At 73.4% G+C, this 16,408-nt stretch carries 18 protein-coding genes; 14 read left to right on the top strand and 4 right to left on the bottom strand.

Features of this window, described 5'->3' with window-relative positions; translation table 11 throughout:
* The first annotated feature begins 21 nt into the window (after window positions 1-21).
* Both HTZ77_RS11675 and HTZ77_RS11670 read left to right on the top strand, forming a co-directional pair.
* The gene (locus HTZ77_RS11675) at window positions 22-690 is read left to right on the top strand and encodes a helix-turn-helix transcriptional regulator (protein ID WP_175589522.1); all 669 of its coding nucleotides are present in this window, start codon (window positions 22-24) and stop codon (window positions 688-690) included.
* Between the two features lie 32 nt (window positions 691-722).
* Window positions 723-1,202 carry a DUF3291 domain-containing protein gene (locus HTZ77_RS11670; RefSeq protein ID WP_175589521.1) on the top strand — a complete coding sequence of 160 codons (480 nt, stop codon included), beginning with the start codon at window positions 723-725 and terminating at the stop codon, window positions 1,200-1,202.
* Here the strand turns inward: HTZ77_RS11670 and HTZ77_RS11665 are convergent.
* Window positions 1,148-2,230, bottom strand: coding sequence for a DUF3866 family protein (locus tag HTZ77_RS11665; protein ID WP_175589520.1), 1,083 nt, complete (start codon window positions 2,228-2,230; stop codon window positions 1,148-1,150). The genes HTZ77_RS11670 and HTZ77_RS11665 overlap by 55 nt on opposite strands.
* A gap of 38 nt (window positions 2,231-2,268) precedes the next feature.
* Between HTZ77_RS11665 and HTZ77_RS11660 the strand changes: the two genes are divergently transcribed.
* The 8 genes from HTZ77_RS11660 to HTZ77_RS11625 all read left to right on the top strand — a co-directional run bounded on the left by HTZ77_RS11660 (window position 2,269) and on the right by HTZ77_RS11625 (window position 10,035).
* On the top strand, window positions 2,269-3,243 hold the full coding sequence (locus HTZ77_RS11660; RefSeq protein WP_175589519.1) for a helix-turn-helix transcriptional regulator: 975 nt from the start codon (window positions 2,269-2,271) through the stop codon (window positions 3,241-3,243).
* Window positions 3,244-3,271: 28 nt separating this feature from the next.
* Entirely contained in the window at window positions 3,272-4,237 is a 966-nt protein-coding gene (locus HTZ77_RS11655; RefSeq protein ID WP_328808538.1) for a helix-turn-helix transcriptional regulator, read from the top strand.
* A complete protein-coding gene (locus HTZ77_RS11650) occupies window positions 4,234-4,389 on the top strand; it encodes a hypothetical protein (protein WP_175589518.1) in 156 nt (51 codons plus the stop codon). Before HTZ77_RS11655 ends, HTZ77_RS11650 begins: the two co-directional genes overlap by 4 nt.
* Window positions 4,390-4,458: 69 nt before the next feature.
* Entirely contained in the window at window positions 4,459-4,773 is a 315-nt protein-coding gene (gene tatA, locus HTZ77_RS11645; RefSeq protein WP_175589517.1) for a Sec-independent protein translocase subunit TatA, read from the top strand.
* 85 nt (window positions 4,774-4,858) lie between these two features.
* On the top strand, window positions 4,859-5,671 hold the full coding sequence (gene tatC / locus HTZ77_RS11640) for a twin-arginine translocase subunit TatC (RefSeq protein WP_235994547.1): 813 nt from the start codon (window positions 4,859-4,861) through the stop codon (window positions 5,669-5,671).
* A gap of 16 nt (window positions 5,672-5,687) precedes the next feature.
* Window positions 5,688-6,575 carry a YegS/Rv2252/BmrU family lipid kinase gene (locus HTZ77_RS11635; protein WP_175589515.1) on the top strand — a complete coding sequence of 296 codons (888 nt, stop codon included), beginning with the start codon at window positions 5,688-5,690 and terminating at the stop codon, window positions 6,573-6,575.
* Window positions 6,576-6,668: 93 nt separating this feature from the next.
* On the top strand, window positions 6,669-9,392 hold the full coding sequence (locus tag HTZ77_RS11630; protein WP_175589514.1) for a DEAD/DEAH box helicase: 2,724 nt from the start codon (window positions 6,669-6,671) through the stop codon (window positions 9,390-9,392).
* Between the two features lie 472 nt (window positions 9,393-9,864).
* On the top strand, window positions 9,865-10,035 hold the full coding sequence (locus HTZ77_RS11625; RefSeq protein ID WP_175589513.1) for a hypothetical protein: 171 nt from the start codon (window positions 9,865-9,867) through the stop codon (window positions 10,033-10,035).
* A gap of 71 nt (window positions 10,036-10,106) precedes the next feature.
* On the opposite strand, the gene HTZ77_RS11620 is transcribed toward HTZ77_RS11625, so the two are convergent.
* The gene (locus tag HTZ77_RS11620) at window positions 10,107-11,531 is read right to left on the bottom strand and encodes an RNB domain-containing ribonuclease (protein WP_328808537.1); all 1,425 of its coding nucleotides are present in this window, start codon (window positions 11,529-11,531) and stop codon (window positions 10,107-10,109) included.
* Between the two features lie 131 nt (window positions 11,532-11,662).
* On the opposite strand from HTZ77_RS11620, the gene HTZ77_RS11615 reads away from it, so the two are divergent.
* Genes HTZ77_RS11615 through HTZ77_RS11605 form a run of 3 tightly spaced genes read left to right on the top strand, consistent with a single transcriptional unit; the run spans window position 11,663 to window position 13,295 of the window.
* Entirely contained in the window at window positions 11,663-12,091 is a 429-nt protein-coding gene (locus HTZ77_RS11615) for a hypothetical protein (RefSeq protein WP_175589512.1), read from the top strand.
* Window positions 12,085-12,318 (top strand): helix-turn-helix transcriptional regulator, encoded by a 234-nt coding sequence (locus tag HTZ77_RS11610; RefSeq protein ID WP_175589511.1) that lies wholly within the window; start codon window positions 12,085-12,087, stop codon window positions 12,316-12,318. The genes HTZ77_RS11615 and HTZ77_RS11610 overlap by 7 nt, the downstream gene beginning before the upstream one ends.
* A complete protein-coding gene (locus tag HTZ77_RS11605) occupies window positions 12,315-13,295 on the top strand; it encodes an NAD(P)-dependent alcohol dehydrogenase (protein WP_175589510.1) in 981 nt (326 codons plus the stop codon). Before HTZ77_RS11610 ends, HTZ77_RS11605 begins: the two co-directional genes overlap by 4 nt.
* Before the next feature lie 842 nt (window positions 13,296-14,137).
* On the opposite strand, the gene HTZ77_RS11600 is transcribed toward HTZ77_RS11605, so the two are convergent.
* Window positions 14,138-15,031 (bottom strand): 5'-3' exonuclease, encoded by an 894-nt coding sequence (locus HTZ77_RS11600; RefSeq protein ID WP_175589707.1) that lies wholly within the window; start codon window positions 15,029-15,031, stop codon window positions 14,138-14,140.
* 48 nt (window positions 15,032-15,079) lie between these two features.
* The gene (locus HTZ77_RS11595; RefSeq protein ID WP_175589509.1) at window positions 15,080-15,799 is read right to left on the bottom strand and encodes an SDR family NAD(P)-dependent oxidoreductase; all 720 of its coding nucleotides are present in this window, start codon (window positions 15,797-15,799) and stop codon (window positions 15,080-15,082) included.
* Window positions 15,800-15,853: 54 nt separating this feature from the next.
* Between HTZ77_RS11595 and HTZ77_RS11590 the strand changes: the two genes are divergently transcribed.
* Entirely contained in the window at window positions 15,854-16,372 is a 519-nt protein-coding gene (locus HTZ77_RS11590) for a MarR family winged helix-turn-helix transcriptional regulator (protein WP_175589508.1), read from the top strand.
* The last annotated feature ends 36 nt before the right edge of the window (window positions 16,373-16,408 follow it).

Genomic DNA, 16,408 nt, shown 5'->3' with positions numbered 1-16,408 from the left:
CGGCGCGCCTAGACTCCGGCTGTGCGCGAAGACCATCTGGAGGCCCTTTCCCTGCTGCACGATCCCGTGCGGCGCAGCCTGTACGAGGCCGTGGCGGGCAGCGGCGGCGACGTGGGCCGGGCCGAGGCGGCCGAGGCCGCCGGGGTGTCGAGGACCCTCGCCGGCCACCACCTCGACAAGCTGGTGGAGGCCGGACTGCTGGAGAGCGGCTTCCGGCAGCCGGAGCGGCGCGGGCCGGGCAGCGGCCGGCCGGCGAAGGTGTACCGGCGCGCCTCGGGCGAGCGGTCGGTGAGCCTGCCGCCGCGCGACTACGCCATGCTGGCCTCGGTGCTGGCGGGCGTGGCGGACGCGCTGGGCGCCGAGGAGAAGGCCGAGGAGGTGGCCAGGGCGGCGGGCGCCCGGCTGGCCCGGGGCCGCCGGGGCGAGCCCGTGGAGGCCGTGCTGGCCGAGCGCGGCTACGAGCCCTACGCCGACGACGCCGGCGAAGGCCGGTTGCGGCTGCGCAACTGCCCCTTCCACGCCCTGTCGCAGGAGCATCCGCTGCTGGTGTGCTCGATGAACCTCGCGCTCTGCCAGGGCCTGCTGGAGGGCCTGGGCGACCGGCCGGAACGCGCGGCGCTGGACCCGAGGCCGGGGGAGTGCTGCGTCTCCCTCGCCCTGCCATCGGATTCTAAAACAAATGAAGATTGACATAGAAGCGACGGGCATGGTGTGCTGACGCCATGCACCTCGCCCAGCTCAACGTCGCCCACCTGCGCGCCCCCATCGACGGCCCCGAGCTCGCCACGTTCGTGGAGCTCCTGGAGCCCATCAACACCATCGCCGACGCCGCGCCCGGGTTCGTGTGGCGGCTCAAGGAGAGCGACGAGGACCCCACCGCCACGGTCATCCACGACTACGGCGACCACCTGCTCGTGAACTTCTCGGTGTGGGAGTCGATCGACGCAGTGTGGACCTTCACCTACCGCAGCGCCCACCTGGGCGTGCTGCGCCGGCGCAGGGAGTGGTTCCTGCGCATCGCGGAGCCGTACACGGTGATGTGGTGGGTGCCCGAAGGGCACATCCCGACGCTGGCCGAGGCCATGCGGCGGCTGGAACACCTCAGGGCCCACGGCCCGGGCCCCGAGGCGTTCACCTTCCAGGAGCCCTACGAGAGCAGCGAGGCGGCGAACCTACCCGCCGCCGCCGAGGCCAGGAAGTAGGCCAGGTCCTCCTCCAGCCCCCGCCCCATCGTCGAGAGCCGCACCGGCGAGGCGCGCAGCGCCTCGTGCAGGCCGTCCACCGGCACGGGGACCAGCTCGTGCCGGACGGCCAGCAGCTCGGCCTGGTCACGCACCCGCTCGCCGAACTCGCCCGGCAGCATCGGCACCGGCACCTGGGCCCGCGCCAGCGCCACCCGGCCGTAGGCCGTCAGCGAGTGGTGCGACACGCCGAGGTGCCGCTCGCGCCGGTCGCCCTCGCTGATCCGCAGCGCCGCCACCGGCCGGCCGAGCAGCACGGCGGCGGCGTTGACCGCCTCGCCCGCCGACACGCCGGAGAAGCCCCACCGGGTGCCCGTGCCGAGGTTGCCCGGCCCCTGGGTGACGATCGCGACGTCCGCCTCCAGCACGTGCCGGGCCGCCAGCAGCCCCGTGTGCGTGGTCACCGCCTCCACGTCGCCGCCGAACGCCTGCCCGACCGTCACCACCCCGGCCAGCCAGCCGACCTCGCGCAGCGTCGCGCACGCCATCGAGAACCACGCCGGCAGCGCCCCGCCGTCCTGCATCACGTACGCCACGCGCACGCCGCCGCCCGCGCCGCCCGGCACCGCCTCGTACAGCCCGCACAGGATCGGCGGCAGCGCCGAGTGCAGGTCGGCCACCACCACGGGCATCCCGTCGACCGAGTCGGCCTCGCGCAGGAGCTCGTGGTGGGGCGAGTCCTGCTCGTCCGCGCCGAGCACCGTCGCCTGCATCGGGGTGTAGCGGGCCTTCACCAGGTGCCCCGGCCCCTGCGGATCTTCCGGTAAACGGTTCGGGAGGGCCACCACCATGGCGTAACCTCCCGTACCGAGACCCATCGCGAGTGCCGTCGTGTTGAGCAGCACCTCGTCGCCGGGTTCCGGGCGGCCCACCAGTGCCGGATAGGCCAGTGCCCGGCACCGCCCCTCGGGCACGGCGACGTCCAGCTCCACCGCCCCTGGCCACTCTCGGCGGATCCGCACGACCTCGCCCTTGCGCCATCTGATCACGGGGGCAGGGTAGCGTCGATGAAGGAGGAGTGAGGCAGATGTCACGCCGTAAGACCGAGCGGTTGCTGAATCTGGTGATCTGCCTGCTCGCCACTGGGAGGCCCCTGTCGGCCGAGCAGATCCGCCACGCGGTGCCCGGCTACGACCGCGACGGCGACGAGGCGTTCCAGCGGATGTTCGAGCGCGACAAGAACGAGCTGCGCGAGATCGGCATCCCCATCGACGTGGTGCGCGACCCCTGGGAGGACGAGCCGGGCTACCGCATCCGCCGCGAGTCCTACGAGCTGCCCGAGATCACCCTGGAGCCCGACGAGGCGGCCGTGCTGGGCCTGGCCGCCCAGGTGTGGCAGCGCGCGAGCCTGGCCGAGGCCGCCTCGGGCGCCCTGCTGAAGCTGCGCGCCGGCGGCGTGGCCACCGACGAGACCGTGGGCGGCCTGGGCCGGGCCGGAGGAGCGCTGGAGCTGCGCGTCGACACCCGCGACCCGGCCTTCCCGCCGCTGTGGGAGGCCGTGCGCGACCGGCGGGTGGTCCGCTTCGACTACCGCAGCTCCGGCAGCGAGAGCGTGCGCACCCGCACCGTCGAGCCGTGGGGCGTGGTCAGCCGCCGGGGCCGCTGGTACCTCGCCGGCTTCGACCGCGACCGCCAGGCGCCGCGCGCCTTCCGGCTCAGCCGCGTCACCGGCCAGGTCGCCACCCTGGGCCGCCCGGGCGCCGTCGAGGTGCCCGACGGGGTGGACCTGCGGTCCATGGTGGGCTTCCCGGAGGAGCCCGTGGAGGAGCGCGTGGCCGTGATCCGCGTCCGCCGGGGCACCTGCCAGGGCCTGCGCCAGCTCGCCCGCGCCGTCCGCCCCGCCGCCGGCGAGCCGGAGGAGTGGGACGAGGCGGAGCTGCCGTTCTCCGACCCCGAGCGGCTGGCCGGATGGATGGCCAGCCTGGGCTCCGACGTCGAGGTCGTCGAGCCGCCCGACGCCCGCGAGGCCGTCATCCGCCGACTGAAGGGAACCCTGGCATGACCGGATCCGCGTCCCCCGAGGGGGCGGCGTGAGCGGCTCCGCCGACCGGCTGCCGAGGCTGCTGGCCCTCGTGCCGTACCTGATGTCCCACCCCGGCGCCCAGGTGGGCGAGGTCGCCGAGGTGTTCGGGCTGAGCGAGAAGCAGCTCATCGACGACCTGCAGCTCGTCTGGATGTGCGGACTGCCCGGCCACACGCCGGGCGACCTCATCGACGTGTCGTGGGACGGCGGCGAGATCCTCATCGACAACGCCGAGACCATCGCCCGGCCGCTGCGGCTCGGCATCGACGAGGCCAGCGCCCTGCTCGTCGCGCTGCGCATGCTGGCCGCGATGCCCGAGCTGGCCGAGGTGCCCGGCGACGCGCTGCCGCGCGTGGTGGCCAAGCTGGAGCGGGCCGCGGGCGAGGGCGCCGCGTCCGTCAGCAGCCAGGTCGCCGTGGACGTCGACGCCGCGCCCGACGCGCTGCCGCGCGTGCGCGAGGCGCTGACCGGGCGGCGGCGCCTGTCGCTGCGCTACTACGTGCCCGGCCGCGACGAGGTGACCCCGCGCGAGGTCGACCCCATGCGGCTGGTGGTGGCCGACGGCCGCACCTACCTGGAGGGCTGGTGCTACCGGGCCGAGGCGATGCGGCTGTTCCGGCTGGACCGGGTCCTCGGCGCCGACGTGCTCGACGTGCCCGCCGACCCGCCCGCCGGGGCCGAGCCGATCGACGTCGCCCAGGGCGTCTTCCGGCCCTCGCCCACCGACGAGCTGGTCGAGCTGGAGGTCACGGCCGCCGGGCGGTGGGTGGCCGAGTACTACCCGTGCGAGCGGGCCGAGGAGCTCGGCGAGGGCCGGCTGCGGATCACGCTGCGGGCCCGTGACGAGGACTGGGTGCTCAAGCTGGCGCTGCGGCTCGGCGACACCGGCCGCGTCGTCTCGCCGCCGGCGATGGCCGAACGGGTGCGTGAGGAGGCCGAACGCGCCCTGGCCCGCTACGCTCACCGGTCATGACGTGGATCTTCTTGGCCGCCGGGCTCGTCGTGGCCGGGCTGGTCGTGCTCCTGGTCGCCGGCACCCGGGTCGCGCGGGCGGCGCGGACGTTGAACAGCGAGATCGCTCAAGTTCACGCGCTGTTCAATGTCAAATCGGACGCCAGGGGATGAGGCATCGCCCCCATCGGCGTACGATCGGTCCTAAGCACAGCACTTCGCTCTCACCATGAAGGACGTCACATGAACTTGGGAGCTCCAGAGATCATCCTGATCTTGGTGGCCTTGGTCCTGCTCTTCGGTGCCAAGAAGCTTCCGGACCTCGCCCGTGGCGTCGGCCGGTCCCTGCGCATCTTCAAGGCGGAGACCAGCAAGATGAACGATGACGACGACGACAGGCCGACGGTGGTGCAGGCGCAGCAGCAGGCTCAGCCGGCGCCGCAGCAGATCCCGCCGGCCACGCCCGCCCCGGCGCTCTCCGCCGAGGAGCAGGCCCGGCAGCTCGAGGAGCAGGCCGCGAGGCTGCGCGCCGCGGCGCAGGCCGACAAGCGCCCCTGACCCCCGTCCCTTCGGCCACCTGGACTGCTAGATGGCGTTGCTGAAACGGTCGGGCCCGAAGCCGGAACGGGACCCAGAAGGCCGGATGCCGCTCATGGAGCACCTCCGTGAGCTGCGTAACCGACTGCTCATCGCGATCGCCGCGGTGGCGGTCGGCATGGTCATCGGCTGGATCGTCTCGGGGCCGGTGTGGGAGGTGCTCAAGGAGCCCTACTGCTCCACCCTCCAGGCGAAGCAGCTCACCGGCCACTGCAGTCTGACCTACAACAGCATCTTCGCGTCGTTCTTCATCACGCTGAAGGTCTCATTGCTGGTAGGCATGGTGCTGTCCTCACCCGTCTGGCTCTACCAGATCTGGGCGTTCGTCACCCCTGCCCTCTACCGCACCGAAAAGCGTTACACGCTGACCTTCCTCGCGCTCGCCATCCCGCTGTTCGCGTTCGGCGCGGCCGTGTCCTACATGATCATGGACACCGCCCTGGCGTTCCTGCTGAGCTTCTCGCTCGACGACACGGTCGCGGCCATCTCGATCGACGACTACCTCGACTACGTCCTGATCATGCTGGTGATCTTCGGGGTGTCGTTCGAGCTGCCGCTGCTGCTGGCGTTCCTCAACGTCATCGGTGTGGTCTCGCACGCCACGGTCGCCAAGCACCGGCGGCTGGTCATCTTCCTGATGTTCGTCTTCGGCGCCGTGATCACGCCCGGCGGCGACCCGCTCAGCATGATGGCGCTGGCCACGCCGATGATCATCCTGTTCCTGGCGGCCGAGCTGTTCATGTACCTGCGCGAGAAGCGGCAGCCGCAGAGCGAGTTCGCCGGCCTGTCCGACGACGAGGCGTCGACGCTGACCGACGACAACACCCCGCTGGAAGAGGATTCCGGTTCGGGCAGATAGGCGATAGGTTCCGGGCGTGTCCCCTCGACTCGCCCTGCTCGTCAACCCCGCGGCCCGCGGCGGCCGCGCGCTGCGCCTGCTCGAACCCGTGGTGCGCCGTCTGCGCATGGGCGGCGCGGACGTGTCGGTGATCGCCGGCGCCGACCCGGCCGACGCCCTCGAACGGGCCTGCGCCTGCGTGGCCGAGCGTCCCGACGCGCTCGTGGCCTTCGGCGGCGACGGGCTCGTCCACCTGGCCGTGCAGGCCGTGACCGGCACCGACGTGCCGCTCGGCATCATCCCCGTGGGCACCGGCAACGACGTCGCCGCCGCCGTGGGCGTGCCGTGCGGCGACCCGATGGCGGCGGCCCGCACGGTGCTGCGCATGAGGACCCGGCCGCTCGACGTGGCCCGCGCTGTGACGGGCCAGGGCGAGGAGCTGTTCGCCAGCGTGCTGTGCTGCGGCTTCGACGCCCGGGTCAACGAACGGGCCAACCGGCTGACGTGGCCGTCCGGCCGGGCCCGGTACGTGCGGGCGGTGGTGGAGGAGCTGCGCGCGTTCCGGCCGGTGCCGTTCCGCGTCACGCTCGACGGCGAGGAGGTGCTCGAACGCGACGCCGTGCTGGTGGCCGTCGGCAACACCCGCTCCTACGGCGGGGGCATGCGGATCTGCCCGGACGCGCGGCCCGACGACGGGCTGCTGGACGTCGTCGTGGCGGGCGGGCTGGGCGTCGGGGAGTTCCTGCGGGTGTTCCCGGGCGTCTACCGGGGCACGCACGTGACCCATCCGGCGGTGACGGTCAGGCGGGCGCGGCACGTGCGGCTGGAGGCGGACGGCGTCCCGGTCTACGCCGACGGCGAACGCCTGGGCAGCGGCCCGGTGACGTGCACGGCGGTGCCGGGCGAGCTCCAGGTCATCGCCTGAGATCTCCATGGTCAAGGCATGGCGGCCGGAGATCCCGGACATCGCCGTCGGCGCCGGGACGGACCGGAATGGCGGTTTCGGTAGGCTGACGTCATGACGACGCCAGCGGAACGGTACGCGGCCTTCCGCGACAAGTTCGGAGACGACGGGGCCGCTTTCAGATCGTTCCGAGGACTGTACGACTTCCAGCTCGACGACTTCCAGGCGGACGCGTGCCGCGCGCTGGAGGCCGGCGACGGCGTTCTCGTGGCCGCCCCCACCGGCTCGGGCAAGACGGTCGTCGGCGAGTTCGCCGTCCACCTCGCCCTGGAGCAGGGCCAGAAGTGCTTCTACACCACCCCCATCAAGGCGCTGTCCAACCAGAAGTACAACGACCTGGTCAAGCGCTACGGCAGCGCCAAGGTGGGCCTGCTGACCGGCGACAACAGCGTCAACGGCGAGGCCGCGATCGTGGTCATGACCACCGAGGTGCTGCGCAACATGCTCTACGCCGGCTCGGCGACGCTGGCCGGGCTGGGGTTCGTGGTGATGGACGAGGTCCACTACCTCGCCGACCGGTTCCGCGGGGCGGTGTGGGAGGAGGTCATCATCCACCTGCCCGAGTCGGTCCGGCTGGTCGCGCTGTCGGCGACGGTCAGCAACGCCGAGGAGTTCGGCGAGTGGCTGGGCGAGGTGCGCGGCGACACCACCGTCATCGTCGACGAGCACCGGCCGGTGCCGCTGTGGCAGCACATGATGGTCGGCAACCGCGTCTACGACATGTTCATGAGCGACGACGACGTGGCGCGCATCAACCCGACGCTCATGCGGGTCACGCGCGACGCCGAGCGGCTCGCCATGGGCCGCGGCCGGCGCGGCTACGGCCGGCCGCAGCGCTCCCGGCCGCCGGACCGCGCCCAGGTGATCGAGAAGCTCGACGCCGAGGGCCTGCTGCCGGCGATCACGTTCATCTTCTCCAGGGCCGGCTGCGACGCGGCGGTGGCCCAGTGCCTGTACGCGGGCATCCGGCTCACCACCGAGCGGGAGCGGCACGAGATCCGCCAGCTCGTCGACGAGCGCACCTCCCACCTGCCGGACGAGGACCTGGCGGTGCTCGGCTACCTGGAGTGGCGCGACTGCCTGGAGCGGGGCCTGGCCGCCCACCACGCGGGCATGCTGCCGGCCTTCAAGGAGGTCGTCGAGGAGCTGTTCACCCGCGGCCTGGTCAAGGCGGTGTTCGCGACCGAGACGCTGGCGCTGGGCATCAACATGCCGGCGCGTACCGTGGTGATCGAGAAGCTCGACAAGTGGAACGGCGAGTCGCACGCCGACCTGACGCCCGGCGAGTACACCCAGCTCACCGGCCGGGCCGGGCGGCGCGGCATCGACATCGAGGGCCACGCCGTGGTGCTGTGGCAGCCGGGCATGGACCCGCTGTCGGTCGCCGGCCTGGCCGGCACGCGCACCTACCCGCTGCGCTCCAGCTTCCAGCCCTCGTACAACATGGCCGTCAACCTCGTCGGCCAGTTCGGCCGCGAGCGCGCCCGCACGCTGCTGGAGGAGTCGTTCGCGCAGTTCCAGGCCGACCGGGCGGTCGTCGGGCTGGCCAAGCAGCTGCGCAAGCACGAGGAGGCGCTGGAGGGCTACCAGGAGGCGATGACCTGCCACCTGGGCGACTTCACCGAGTACGCGGCGCTGCGGCGGCGCCTGTCCGACCGGGAGGCCGAGCTGTCGCGCCAGCGCGGCTCGGCGCGGCGGGCGGCGGCCGTGCGGTCGCTGGAGGCGCTCCAGCCGGGCGACGTCATCCGGGTGCCCGGCGGGCGCCGGGCGGGCCTGGCCATCGTGCTCGACCCCGGCCGCAACCCGCGCGGCAACGGCCCGAGCCCGCTGGTGCTGACCATCGGCAAGCAGATCAAGAAGCTCGACCCGGCCGACTTCCCCGTGCCGGTCGAGCCGCTGGAGAAGCTGCGCATCCCGAAGAACTTCAACGGCCGCTCGCCCAAGGAGCGCGCCAACCTCGTCTCCACGCTGCTCGCCAAGATCGGCGACCGTGACCTGGGCAAGCCGCCCAGGGCGCGCGACCACAGCGTGGAGGACGAGGAGGTCAACGAGCTGCGGCGGCGCATCCGGCAGCACGCCTGCCACGGCTGCGACGAGCGTGAGGACCACGCCCGCTGGGCCGAGCGCTACTACAAGCTGCTGCGCGAGACCGAGGGGCTGCGGCGACGCGTCGAGGGCCGCTCCCACGTCATCTCGCGCACCTTCGACCGCATCTGCGCGGTGCTGGAGCAGCTCGGCTACCTGCACGACGAGACCGTCACCGACGAGGGCCGCCGCCTGGGCCGCCTCTACACCGAGCTCGACCTGCTGACGGCCGAGTGCCTGCGCAGCGGGCTGTGGGAGAACCTGGAGCCGGCCGAGCTGGCGGCGTGCGTGTCGGCGCTGGTGTTCGAGTCGCGGCAGTCCGACGACGCCCGCCGCCCGAAGATCCCGGCCGGGCGGGCGCAGGACGCGCTGACGGCGATGGTGCGGCTGTGGGCCGAGCTGGAGGGCATCGAGTCCGACCACGGCCTCGACACCATCCGTGAGCCCGACCTGGGGTTCGCTTGGGCGGCGTTCCGCTGGACCAAGGGGCACACCCTGGACGCGGTGCTCATGGACGGCGTCAACGGCAACGAGCTGGCGGCCGGCGACTTCGTCCGGTGGATCAAGCAGCTCATGGACCTGCTCGGCCAGCTCGGCAACGCCGCGCCGCCGAACAGCAAGATCAGGCAGACGGCGTCCAAGGCGATCGACGGCATGCGGCGCGGCGTGGTGGCGTACTCGTCCCTGAGCTAGGCACGCCCGGCTTTCGGGGGCCGCGCCCATCGCTGAGGGGCCGAGGCCGTGTCTGAGGGGGCGCGGTCGTCTCTGAGGGGGCGCAGCCGATCTTCGGGGGGCGCGTCCACCTCCGAGGGGCGTGTTCGCCTCCGAGAGGCGCGCCCACCTTTGGGAGGCGCGGCCGTCTGCGAGAGGCGCGTCCAGTGTCGAGGGCGGCGCCCGTCTCCGATGGGGCGCGCCCTTTCTCCTGGTACGGGCCTCGTCAGGGCTGGAGTGCTGCCGGGGGGCGAGGACTTCTCCGGGGCGCGGACTGACCGGCCGGTCAAGGTGTTGTCATCAGTGGTCTACGCAACGTCACCGCCGAGCCAGTTTCCTGCCCGAACCCGGCGGACATCCCCATGTCGGAAAGCCCGTAACGCTTCGGACGCACCGCGCTGAGGCCACGCCCCGGTTCGGATCCCCGGCGTCCGTCGGACCTCCGGAGGTTGCCATGTTCGCCCTCGCCGCAGCCGTGTTCTTCCTGCTCGCCCTGATCTTCGCCCTCGCGGGGCTGTCCGTGGGCGGCGTCCTGACGGTCACCACGCTCGGGCTGGCCGGGCTCCTCTGCGTCGCCCTGCACCTCATGGGGGTGGGGGCGGGCTGGAGCGTCCTGAAGAAGTGAATCCGCGCCTCTGTGGCCGCGCCCGTCCACCCGGGCCGCGGCCACAGCCATGCCGAACGCCAGGGACGCTGTCAGGCCAGGGCGAAGCGGACCTCGCGGGTGGCGGGGTCGGCCTGCACGAGGCGGACCGTGACGTTCTCGCCGAGCGGCAGCGCGCCGTCGCAGCGGGCGATCACGGCCGGCTCCACGAGCTGGACCTGCCCGCCCCGGCCGTCCGCCGACACGTCGATCACCGCGGCCTCGAACGCCTCCCCGATGCTGTCGCGCAGCAGGAACGCCTCCACCAGGTCCACGCAGGCCCGCTCCACCGCGCTGCCGCGCCGGCCCGCGGCCGCCATGAGGGGCGGCAGCTCCGGCAGGGCGCGGGCGACGTCCTCGGGCACCGGCTCGCCCGCCGCGACCGCCAGGCACACCTCGGTGGCGTAGCGGTCGGCCAGGCGCCGCAGCGGCGCGGTCACGTGCGCGTACGGCGCGCCCACCGCGGCGTGGTCGGCCAGCGGGGGAGGAGCGCCGTCGAAGGCGACGTAGCCGGAGCCGCGCAGCAGCACCCGTGACTCGTGCAGGAACGCGGCCTGCTGCGGGCTCTTGGCGTCGAGCCCGTGGACGACCTCGCCGTAGGTGGCGTCGTCGGCCCAGGCGACGCCCAGCGCCGCCGCCACCCGGCGTACCTTGGCCAGGTCGTCCGGCTGGGGCGGCGGCAGCACGCGCAGCAGCCCGATCTCCGCGTCGAGCATCATGGTGGCCGCGGCCATGCCGGTGAGCAGGGAGATCTGGGCGTTCCACGCCTCGGCGGGCAGCGGCACGCGGTATTCGAGCCGGTAGCCGCCGTCGGCCGGCGCGACCTCCTGCTCGGGGGTGGGCAGGGTGACGCCGCCGCGCTCACGCTCCAGCTCCAGCCGCAGCGGGCCGATCTCGGCCAGCAGGCCGAGGGTGCCGTCGGCCGTGCCGGTCTCCACGGCGGCCTGGACGTAGGCGTAGTCGAGCCGTTCGCGGCTGCGCACCAGGGCGCGGCGCACGTCGGCGCCGAGCGTGCGGCCGTCGGCGTCGAGGTCGATCCGCCACACCGCCGCGGGACGGGTCGCGCCGGGCAGCAGGCTGGCCGCGCCCTCCGACAGGACCGTGGGGTGCAGCGGCACCTTGCCCGCGGGCAGGTAGACGGTCTCGCCCCGGACCCGGGCCTCGGCGTCGACGGCGCCGCCCGGCCGGACGAACGCGCCCACGTCGGCGATGGCGTACCACACCCGGTAGCCGCCGCCGAGGCGCTCCAGGTGGACGGCCTGGTCGAGGTCCATGGCGCCGGGCGGGTCGATGGTGACGAACGGCAGCTCGGTCAGGTCCTCGCCGGAGACGCGGGGCGCCTCGGCCACCCAGTCGGCCTCGTCGAGCACCGCTCTAGGGAACTCGGCCGGCAGGTCGGCCTCGCGCGTGATGCGCGCGAACCCGTCCTCCAGGCGCTGGGGGACACCGTCTCGGACCTGAATGCTCGTCTTCGACACGCCGATCAACCTACCGCGCGGCGCGCGCCCGGCCGGTCGGGGCCCCTGGGGATGTAAAGGATTCTGTACATGAGGTCAAAGATGGGTTACCTTGATGATGTCAAAGATTCTGTACATCGCAAGGATGGGCGATGACGCACGAAGAGAAACGCGCATGGATCAGGCTGGTCGTCTCCGTGGTGGCCTACGCCGCGTACGCGGTGATCATCGCGGGCCGGGCCGGCGGACGGCCGCTGGCCGAGGTGCCGTACGAGGCGGCCCTGTTGTGGTCGGTCGGCGGGGCCGTCGCGGCCTCGATCCTGGCCGAGATCGTCATGGCGATGGTGAACCCCCGGGCGTCGCGGGTCAGGGACGTGCGCGACCGGGAGATCGCCCGCTTCGGCGACCACGTCGGCCAGGCGTTCGTCGCCATCGGCGCCATCGCGGCGATGCTGATGGCGATGGCCGGCTGGGAGCGGTTCTGGATCGCCAACGCGGTCTACCTCTGCTTCGTGGTGTCGGCCGTCCTCGGCGGCTTCGCCAAGGTCGCCGCCTACCGCAGGAGCATGCCGGAGTGGTGAAGCCCACGCGTGTCACCAACCGCATCCGCGCCCTGCGCTTCGAGCACGGCGAGATGACCCAGGCGGACCTCGCCGACCGCATCGGAGTGACCCGGCAGACCGTCATCGCCATCGAGCAGGGACGCTACTCGCCGTCCCTGGAGATGGCCTTCCGGATCGCCCGCGTCTTCGGCGTCCCGCTCGACGACGTGTTCCAGTATCCCGACCCGCCCGAGGGGGACTCATGAAAGCGATCGTCCAGGACGTGTACGGACCGGCCGGCGTGCTCCGGCTGGAGGAGACCGACCCGCCGCGGATCGGCGAGGAGGAGGTGCTCGTCCGGGTGCGCGCCGCCGGCGTGGACCCGGGCGTGTGGGTCCTCATGACCGGCCGGCCGCCCGCCGTGCGCCTCATGGGGTTCGGGCTGCGCCGCCCCAAGGAGCGCGTACGCGGCCGGGACCTCGCCGGGACCGTGGAGGCCGTCGGCTCCCGCGTGACGCGGTTCCGGCCCGGCGACGAGGTGCACGGCACGTGCGAACACGGCTCGTTCGCCGAGTACGCGGCGGCGCCCGAGCGGCTGCTGGCGCGCAAGCCCGCGGGGCTGTCGTTCGAGGAGGCCGCGGCGGTGCCCGTGTCGGGGACGACCGCGTTACAGGCCGTGCGCGACGCCGGCCAGGTGCGGCCGGGACAGCGGGTGATGGTCATCGGCGCCGGGGGCGGGATCGGGACGTTCGCCGTGCAGATCGCCAAGGCGTTCGGCGCGAGCGTCGTCGCCGTGTGCGGGCCGGACAAGGCGGATCTGGTGCGCTCGCTGGGGGCGGACGAGGTCGTCGACTACACCCGCGACGAGGTCGACCGCGACGGGCCGCGCCACGACGTGATCGTCGACGTGGCGGGATGCCGTCCGATGTCGCTGCTGCGGCGCGCCCTGACGCCGCGCGGGACGCTCGTCCTCGCCGGTGGCGGTCACGACGCCCCCGGGCTGTTGGGCGGGTATTCGCGCGCTCTGCTGCGCCGGCCCGTGGTGCAGCTGACCACGAGGCAGCGGCTGCGCGGCCTCACCGCCAGGGAGAACGCCGACGACCTGGCGGAACTGGGCGGGCTCATCGAGTCGGGCGCGGTCAGGCCGGTGATCGGCCGCGCCTACCCGCTCGCCGAGGCGAGTGCCGCGATCGAACACCTCGCCCAGGGGCACCCCGCAGGCAAGATCGTTCTCACCGTCTGACCCCACCCGCCCGCCGCGACCTCCGCCCGGCCCGGCTTCTCGCTCGGCCAGACTCCTCACCCGGCCAGGCTTCTCGCTCCGCCAGACTTCTTACCGGCCCGGCCTTCTTACCCGGCCCCACTTCTCCCGCGGCCTGACCTCCCGCACGGGCCCACTTGTCAGTGCCTGGCCTCCGGGGCGTGACCTCCGCTCGGCCTGACCCCTCACGCGGCCTGGCTCCCCGCATTCGGCCTGAGCCCCGCCTCGGGTCGCCCCTCATCTGGCCTGCTCCCCACTCGGCCCGTCTCTTGCCTCACCCTCATCTGGCCTGCATCGGGCCGACCGAGGAAGGCGTCCCCAGTGAGACTTCGCTCGCGCTGAAGGCGATCGGGGGCGTGGCCGGACCGGGCGGTGTGCCAGGAGGTCGGCCGGGCGGAGGGCGATCGGGGCCGGTCGGGGGAGGGCCGGACGAAGCCGCAGGCGGGGCGACCTGCCAGGCGGTGGCACGAGGGACGGCGGAGGGGCGGGCAGGCAGGTGTCGGGCGCGCCGCCTGGGAGGCGATCGGGACAAGGAGCAGAGGGGGAGCGGCCTGGCGAGGGATGGCAGGCGGGCGGAGGGACGGGTGGGGGAGCGGCCAGGCCAGGGATGGCAGGCGGGCCGAAGGGACAGGTGGGGAGCGGCCTGGCGAGGGATGAAAGGCGCGCGCAGGTGTGGTGGGCAGGCGGAGGTCGGGCGGGCGGAGAGGTGGGCAGGCGGGGAGGGGGCAGGCAGACCTGTGTCTGGCGGGAGGGAACGGGCTGAGGGGCGGCGAGCGTCCGCGGGAGCCGTGGGGCGGGGGACTGGTGGGTGGTCAGCTGGGTGGTCAGCCGGGGAGGGTGTCCAGGAGGCGGTTCAGCGGGCTGTCCAGGCCGTAGCGGTCGGCCAGGCGTACGAGGGCCTCGGGGTCGCGCGGCTTGCCCGGCAGCGCCAGGTCGGCGGCGGGAAGCGGCACCTCCGAGGACACCTCGACCACGGCCGGCGCGACGCTCAGGTAGTCGCGGGCGGCGGACAGCCGGGTGCGGCTCCCCGCCGGGAATCCCTCCGTGACGCCCGCGTCGAGCGCGGCGAGCAGCGCCTCCAGCGAGCCGAAACGGGTGATGAGCGAGGCCGCCGTCTTCTCGCCGACACCGGCCACGCCCGGCAGGCCGTCGCTCGGGTCGCCGCGCAGGGTCGCGAAGTCGGCGTAGGCGCGGCCCGGGATGCCGTACTTGCCCGCCACGAACGCCTCGTCCACGATCTGCAGGTTGCGGATGCCGCGGGCGGTGTAGAGGACGCGCACCGGGCGGGCGTCGTCGACGAGCTGGAACAGGTCGCGGTCGCCGGTCACGATGTCGACCGGCCCGTCCTCGCGGTGGGTGAGCGTGCCGATGACGTCGTCGGCCTCGAAGCCGGGCGCCTCCAGCCGGGCGATGCCGAGCGCGTCGAGCACCTGCTCGATCACCGGGATCTGCGGCACCAGCGTGTCGGGCACCTCCTCCTCGTCGCCCTGGGCCACCCGGTGGGCCTTGTACGTCGGGATGGCCGCCACGCGGAACGCGGGCCGCCAGTCGGCGTCCATCGTGGCCGCCATCCGGGTGGGGGAGTGGGCCCGCACCAGGGTGGCGATCATGTCGATGAGGCCGCGCACCGCGTTGACGGGCATGCCGTCGGGCGCGGTGACCGAGTCGGGCACGCCGTAGAAGGCGCGGAAGTACAGCGACGGGGTGTCGAGCAGCATCAGCACCCCCCCATGGTGGCATCCGGGACTGACAATCCCGCGCGCCGGTCAGCGGGTCGTGAAGGCTCCGCCGTTCACGTGGATGGTCTGTCCGGTGATGTGCCGGGCGCCCCGGGACGCGAGGAAGAAGACGGTCTCGGCGATGTCGCCGGGCGTGCCCGGCCGCTTGAGCAGCGTCTCCTCCACGAGTCTGCGGTGGCGCTCCTCGGCCATCCCGTCACCGAAGAAGTTGGTGCCGGTGACGTACCCGGAGGAGATGACGTTGCAGGTGACGTCCCGGGGGCCGAGCGCGGCGGCCAGGGTGGCGTTCCAGGCGGCCAGCGCGGCCTTGGCGGCGCCGTAGGAGCCGCCGCCGCGTTCGGCGCCGATCGACCCGATGCTGACGACCGTGCCTCCCGGCGCGAGCCTGTCGCTCACCGCGGTCGTGGTGAGGACCGCGGTGAGGACGTTGCCGGAGACGCTGGACAGCCACTCCTGGGCGAGCGCCTCCAGCGGCGGCGTCCCGGCGGCCGGCCGGGCGGGCAGGCCGCCCGCGGCGTTGACGAGCACGTCGAGCGAGCCGCCCAGCTCCTCGGCCAGGGCGGCGACCTGGTCGGGGCGGGCGGCGTCGCAGGCCAGCCCGCGCACGCCCAGCTCCTTGGCGGCGGGCTCGACGGTGTCCGGGTGGCGGCCGGTGATGACGACGTCGGCACCGTCGGCGGCGAAGCGGGCGGCGACGGCCTTGCCGATGCCGCTGGTTCCTCCGGTGACGAGCACGGTCCTGCCCATGATTCCTCCTCACGGCTGGTACGTTTAGCCCTAAACGTAGCGGAGGATGCCCAGATGGTCCAAACCCCGACCAGTCCCGCGGAGATCGCCGCGGCCTGGCAGCGCGAGCGCCCCGGCACGCCGACCGACTCCATCGAGATCGTCACGCCCATCTGGCGGCTGGCCAAGATGTTCGCCGACGACCGGGCCCGCGTCCTGCGCGCCGCCGGGATCGACGCGGCCACGCTCGACCTGCTGTCGGTGATCCGCCGGTCCGGCCCGCCGTACCGGCTGAGCACCCGCGAGCTGGCCCGCCGCACGCTGGTGACGGCCGGCGCGATCTCCCAGCGGGTGGCCCGGGCCGAGCGCGCCGGCCTGATCCGGCGCGCCCCCGGCGACACCGGGCCCAGGAGCGTCGCGGTCTCGCTCACGGACGAGGGCCACGCGCTCATCGAACGATCGGTCGACTCGGTCCTCGGCCGCGAGGCGTCCCTGGTGGCGGGACTCGCCCCGGCGGAACGGGCCACGCTCGCGGACCTGCTGGAGAAGCTGACCGCCGACGTCCGGGACAGGATGGCGCGGCCCGCCCCGTGACCAGGCGCCAGGACGGTCCTGGACGCTGCCGGTGGT

Source organism: Nonomuraea montanisoli, from assembly GCF_013363975.1.
Lineage (GTDB): Bacteria > Actinomycetota > Actinomycetes > Streptosporangiales > Streptosporangiaceae > Nonomuraea > Nonomuraea montanisoli.
The sequence above is the reverse complement of the archived record's forward strand: the minus strand, read 5'-3'. Positions and strand labels throughout refer to the sequence as shown.

Bases quoted from the DNA above. Each gene is read 5' to 3' on its own strand.
- HTZ77_RS11595 (WP_175589509.1), bottom strand. From the start codon at position 15,799: ATGGGCAGGACCGTGCTCGTCACCGGAGGAACCAGCGGCATCGGCAAG.
- HTZ77_RS11660 (WP_175589519.1), top strand. From the start codon at position 2,269: ATGTCACGCCGTAAGACCGAGCGGTTGCTGAATCTGGTGATCTGCCTG.
- HTZ77_RS11625 (WP_175589513.1), top strand. From the start codon at position 9,865: ATGTTCGCCCTCGCCGCAGCCGTGTTCTTCCTGCTCGCCCTGATCTTC.
- HTZ77_RS11615 (WP_175589512.1), top strand. From the start codon at position 11,663: ATGACGCACGAAGAGAAACGCGCATGGATCAGGCTGGTCGTCTCCGTG.
- tatC (WP_235994547.1), top strand. From the start codon at position 4,859: ATGCCGCTCATGGAGCACCTCCGTGAGCTGCGTAACCGACTGCTCATC.
- HTZ77_RS11670 (WP_175589521.1), top strand. From the start codon at position 723: ATGCACCTCGCCCAGCTCAACGTCGCCCACCTGCGCGCCCCCATCGAC.
- HTZ77_RS11630 (WP_175589514.1), top strand. From the start codon at position 6,669: ATGACGACGCCAGCGGAACGGTACGCGGCCTTCCGCGACAAGTTCGGA.
- HTZ77_RS11590 (WP_175589508.1), top strand. From the start codon at position 15,854: ATGGTCCAAACCCCGACCAGTCCCGCGGAGATCGCCGCGGCCTGGCAG.
- tatA (WP_175589517.1), top strand. From the start codon at position 4,459: ATGAACTTGGGAGCTCCAGAGATCATCCTGATCTTGGTGGCCTTGGTC.
- HTZ77_RS11600 (WP_175589707.1), bottom strand. From the start codon at position 15,031: ATGCTGCTCGACACCCCGTCGCTGTACTTCCGCGCCTTCTACGGCGTG.
- HTZ77_RS11605 (WP_175589510.1), top strand. From the start codon at position 12,315: ATGAAAGCGATCGTCCAGGACGTGTACGGACCGGCCGGCGTGCTCCGG.
- HTZ77_RS11650 (WP_175589518.1), top strand. From the start codon at position 4,234: ATGACGTGGATCTTCTTGGCCGCCGGGCTCGTCGTGGCCGGGCTGGTC.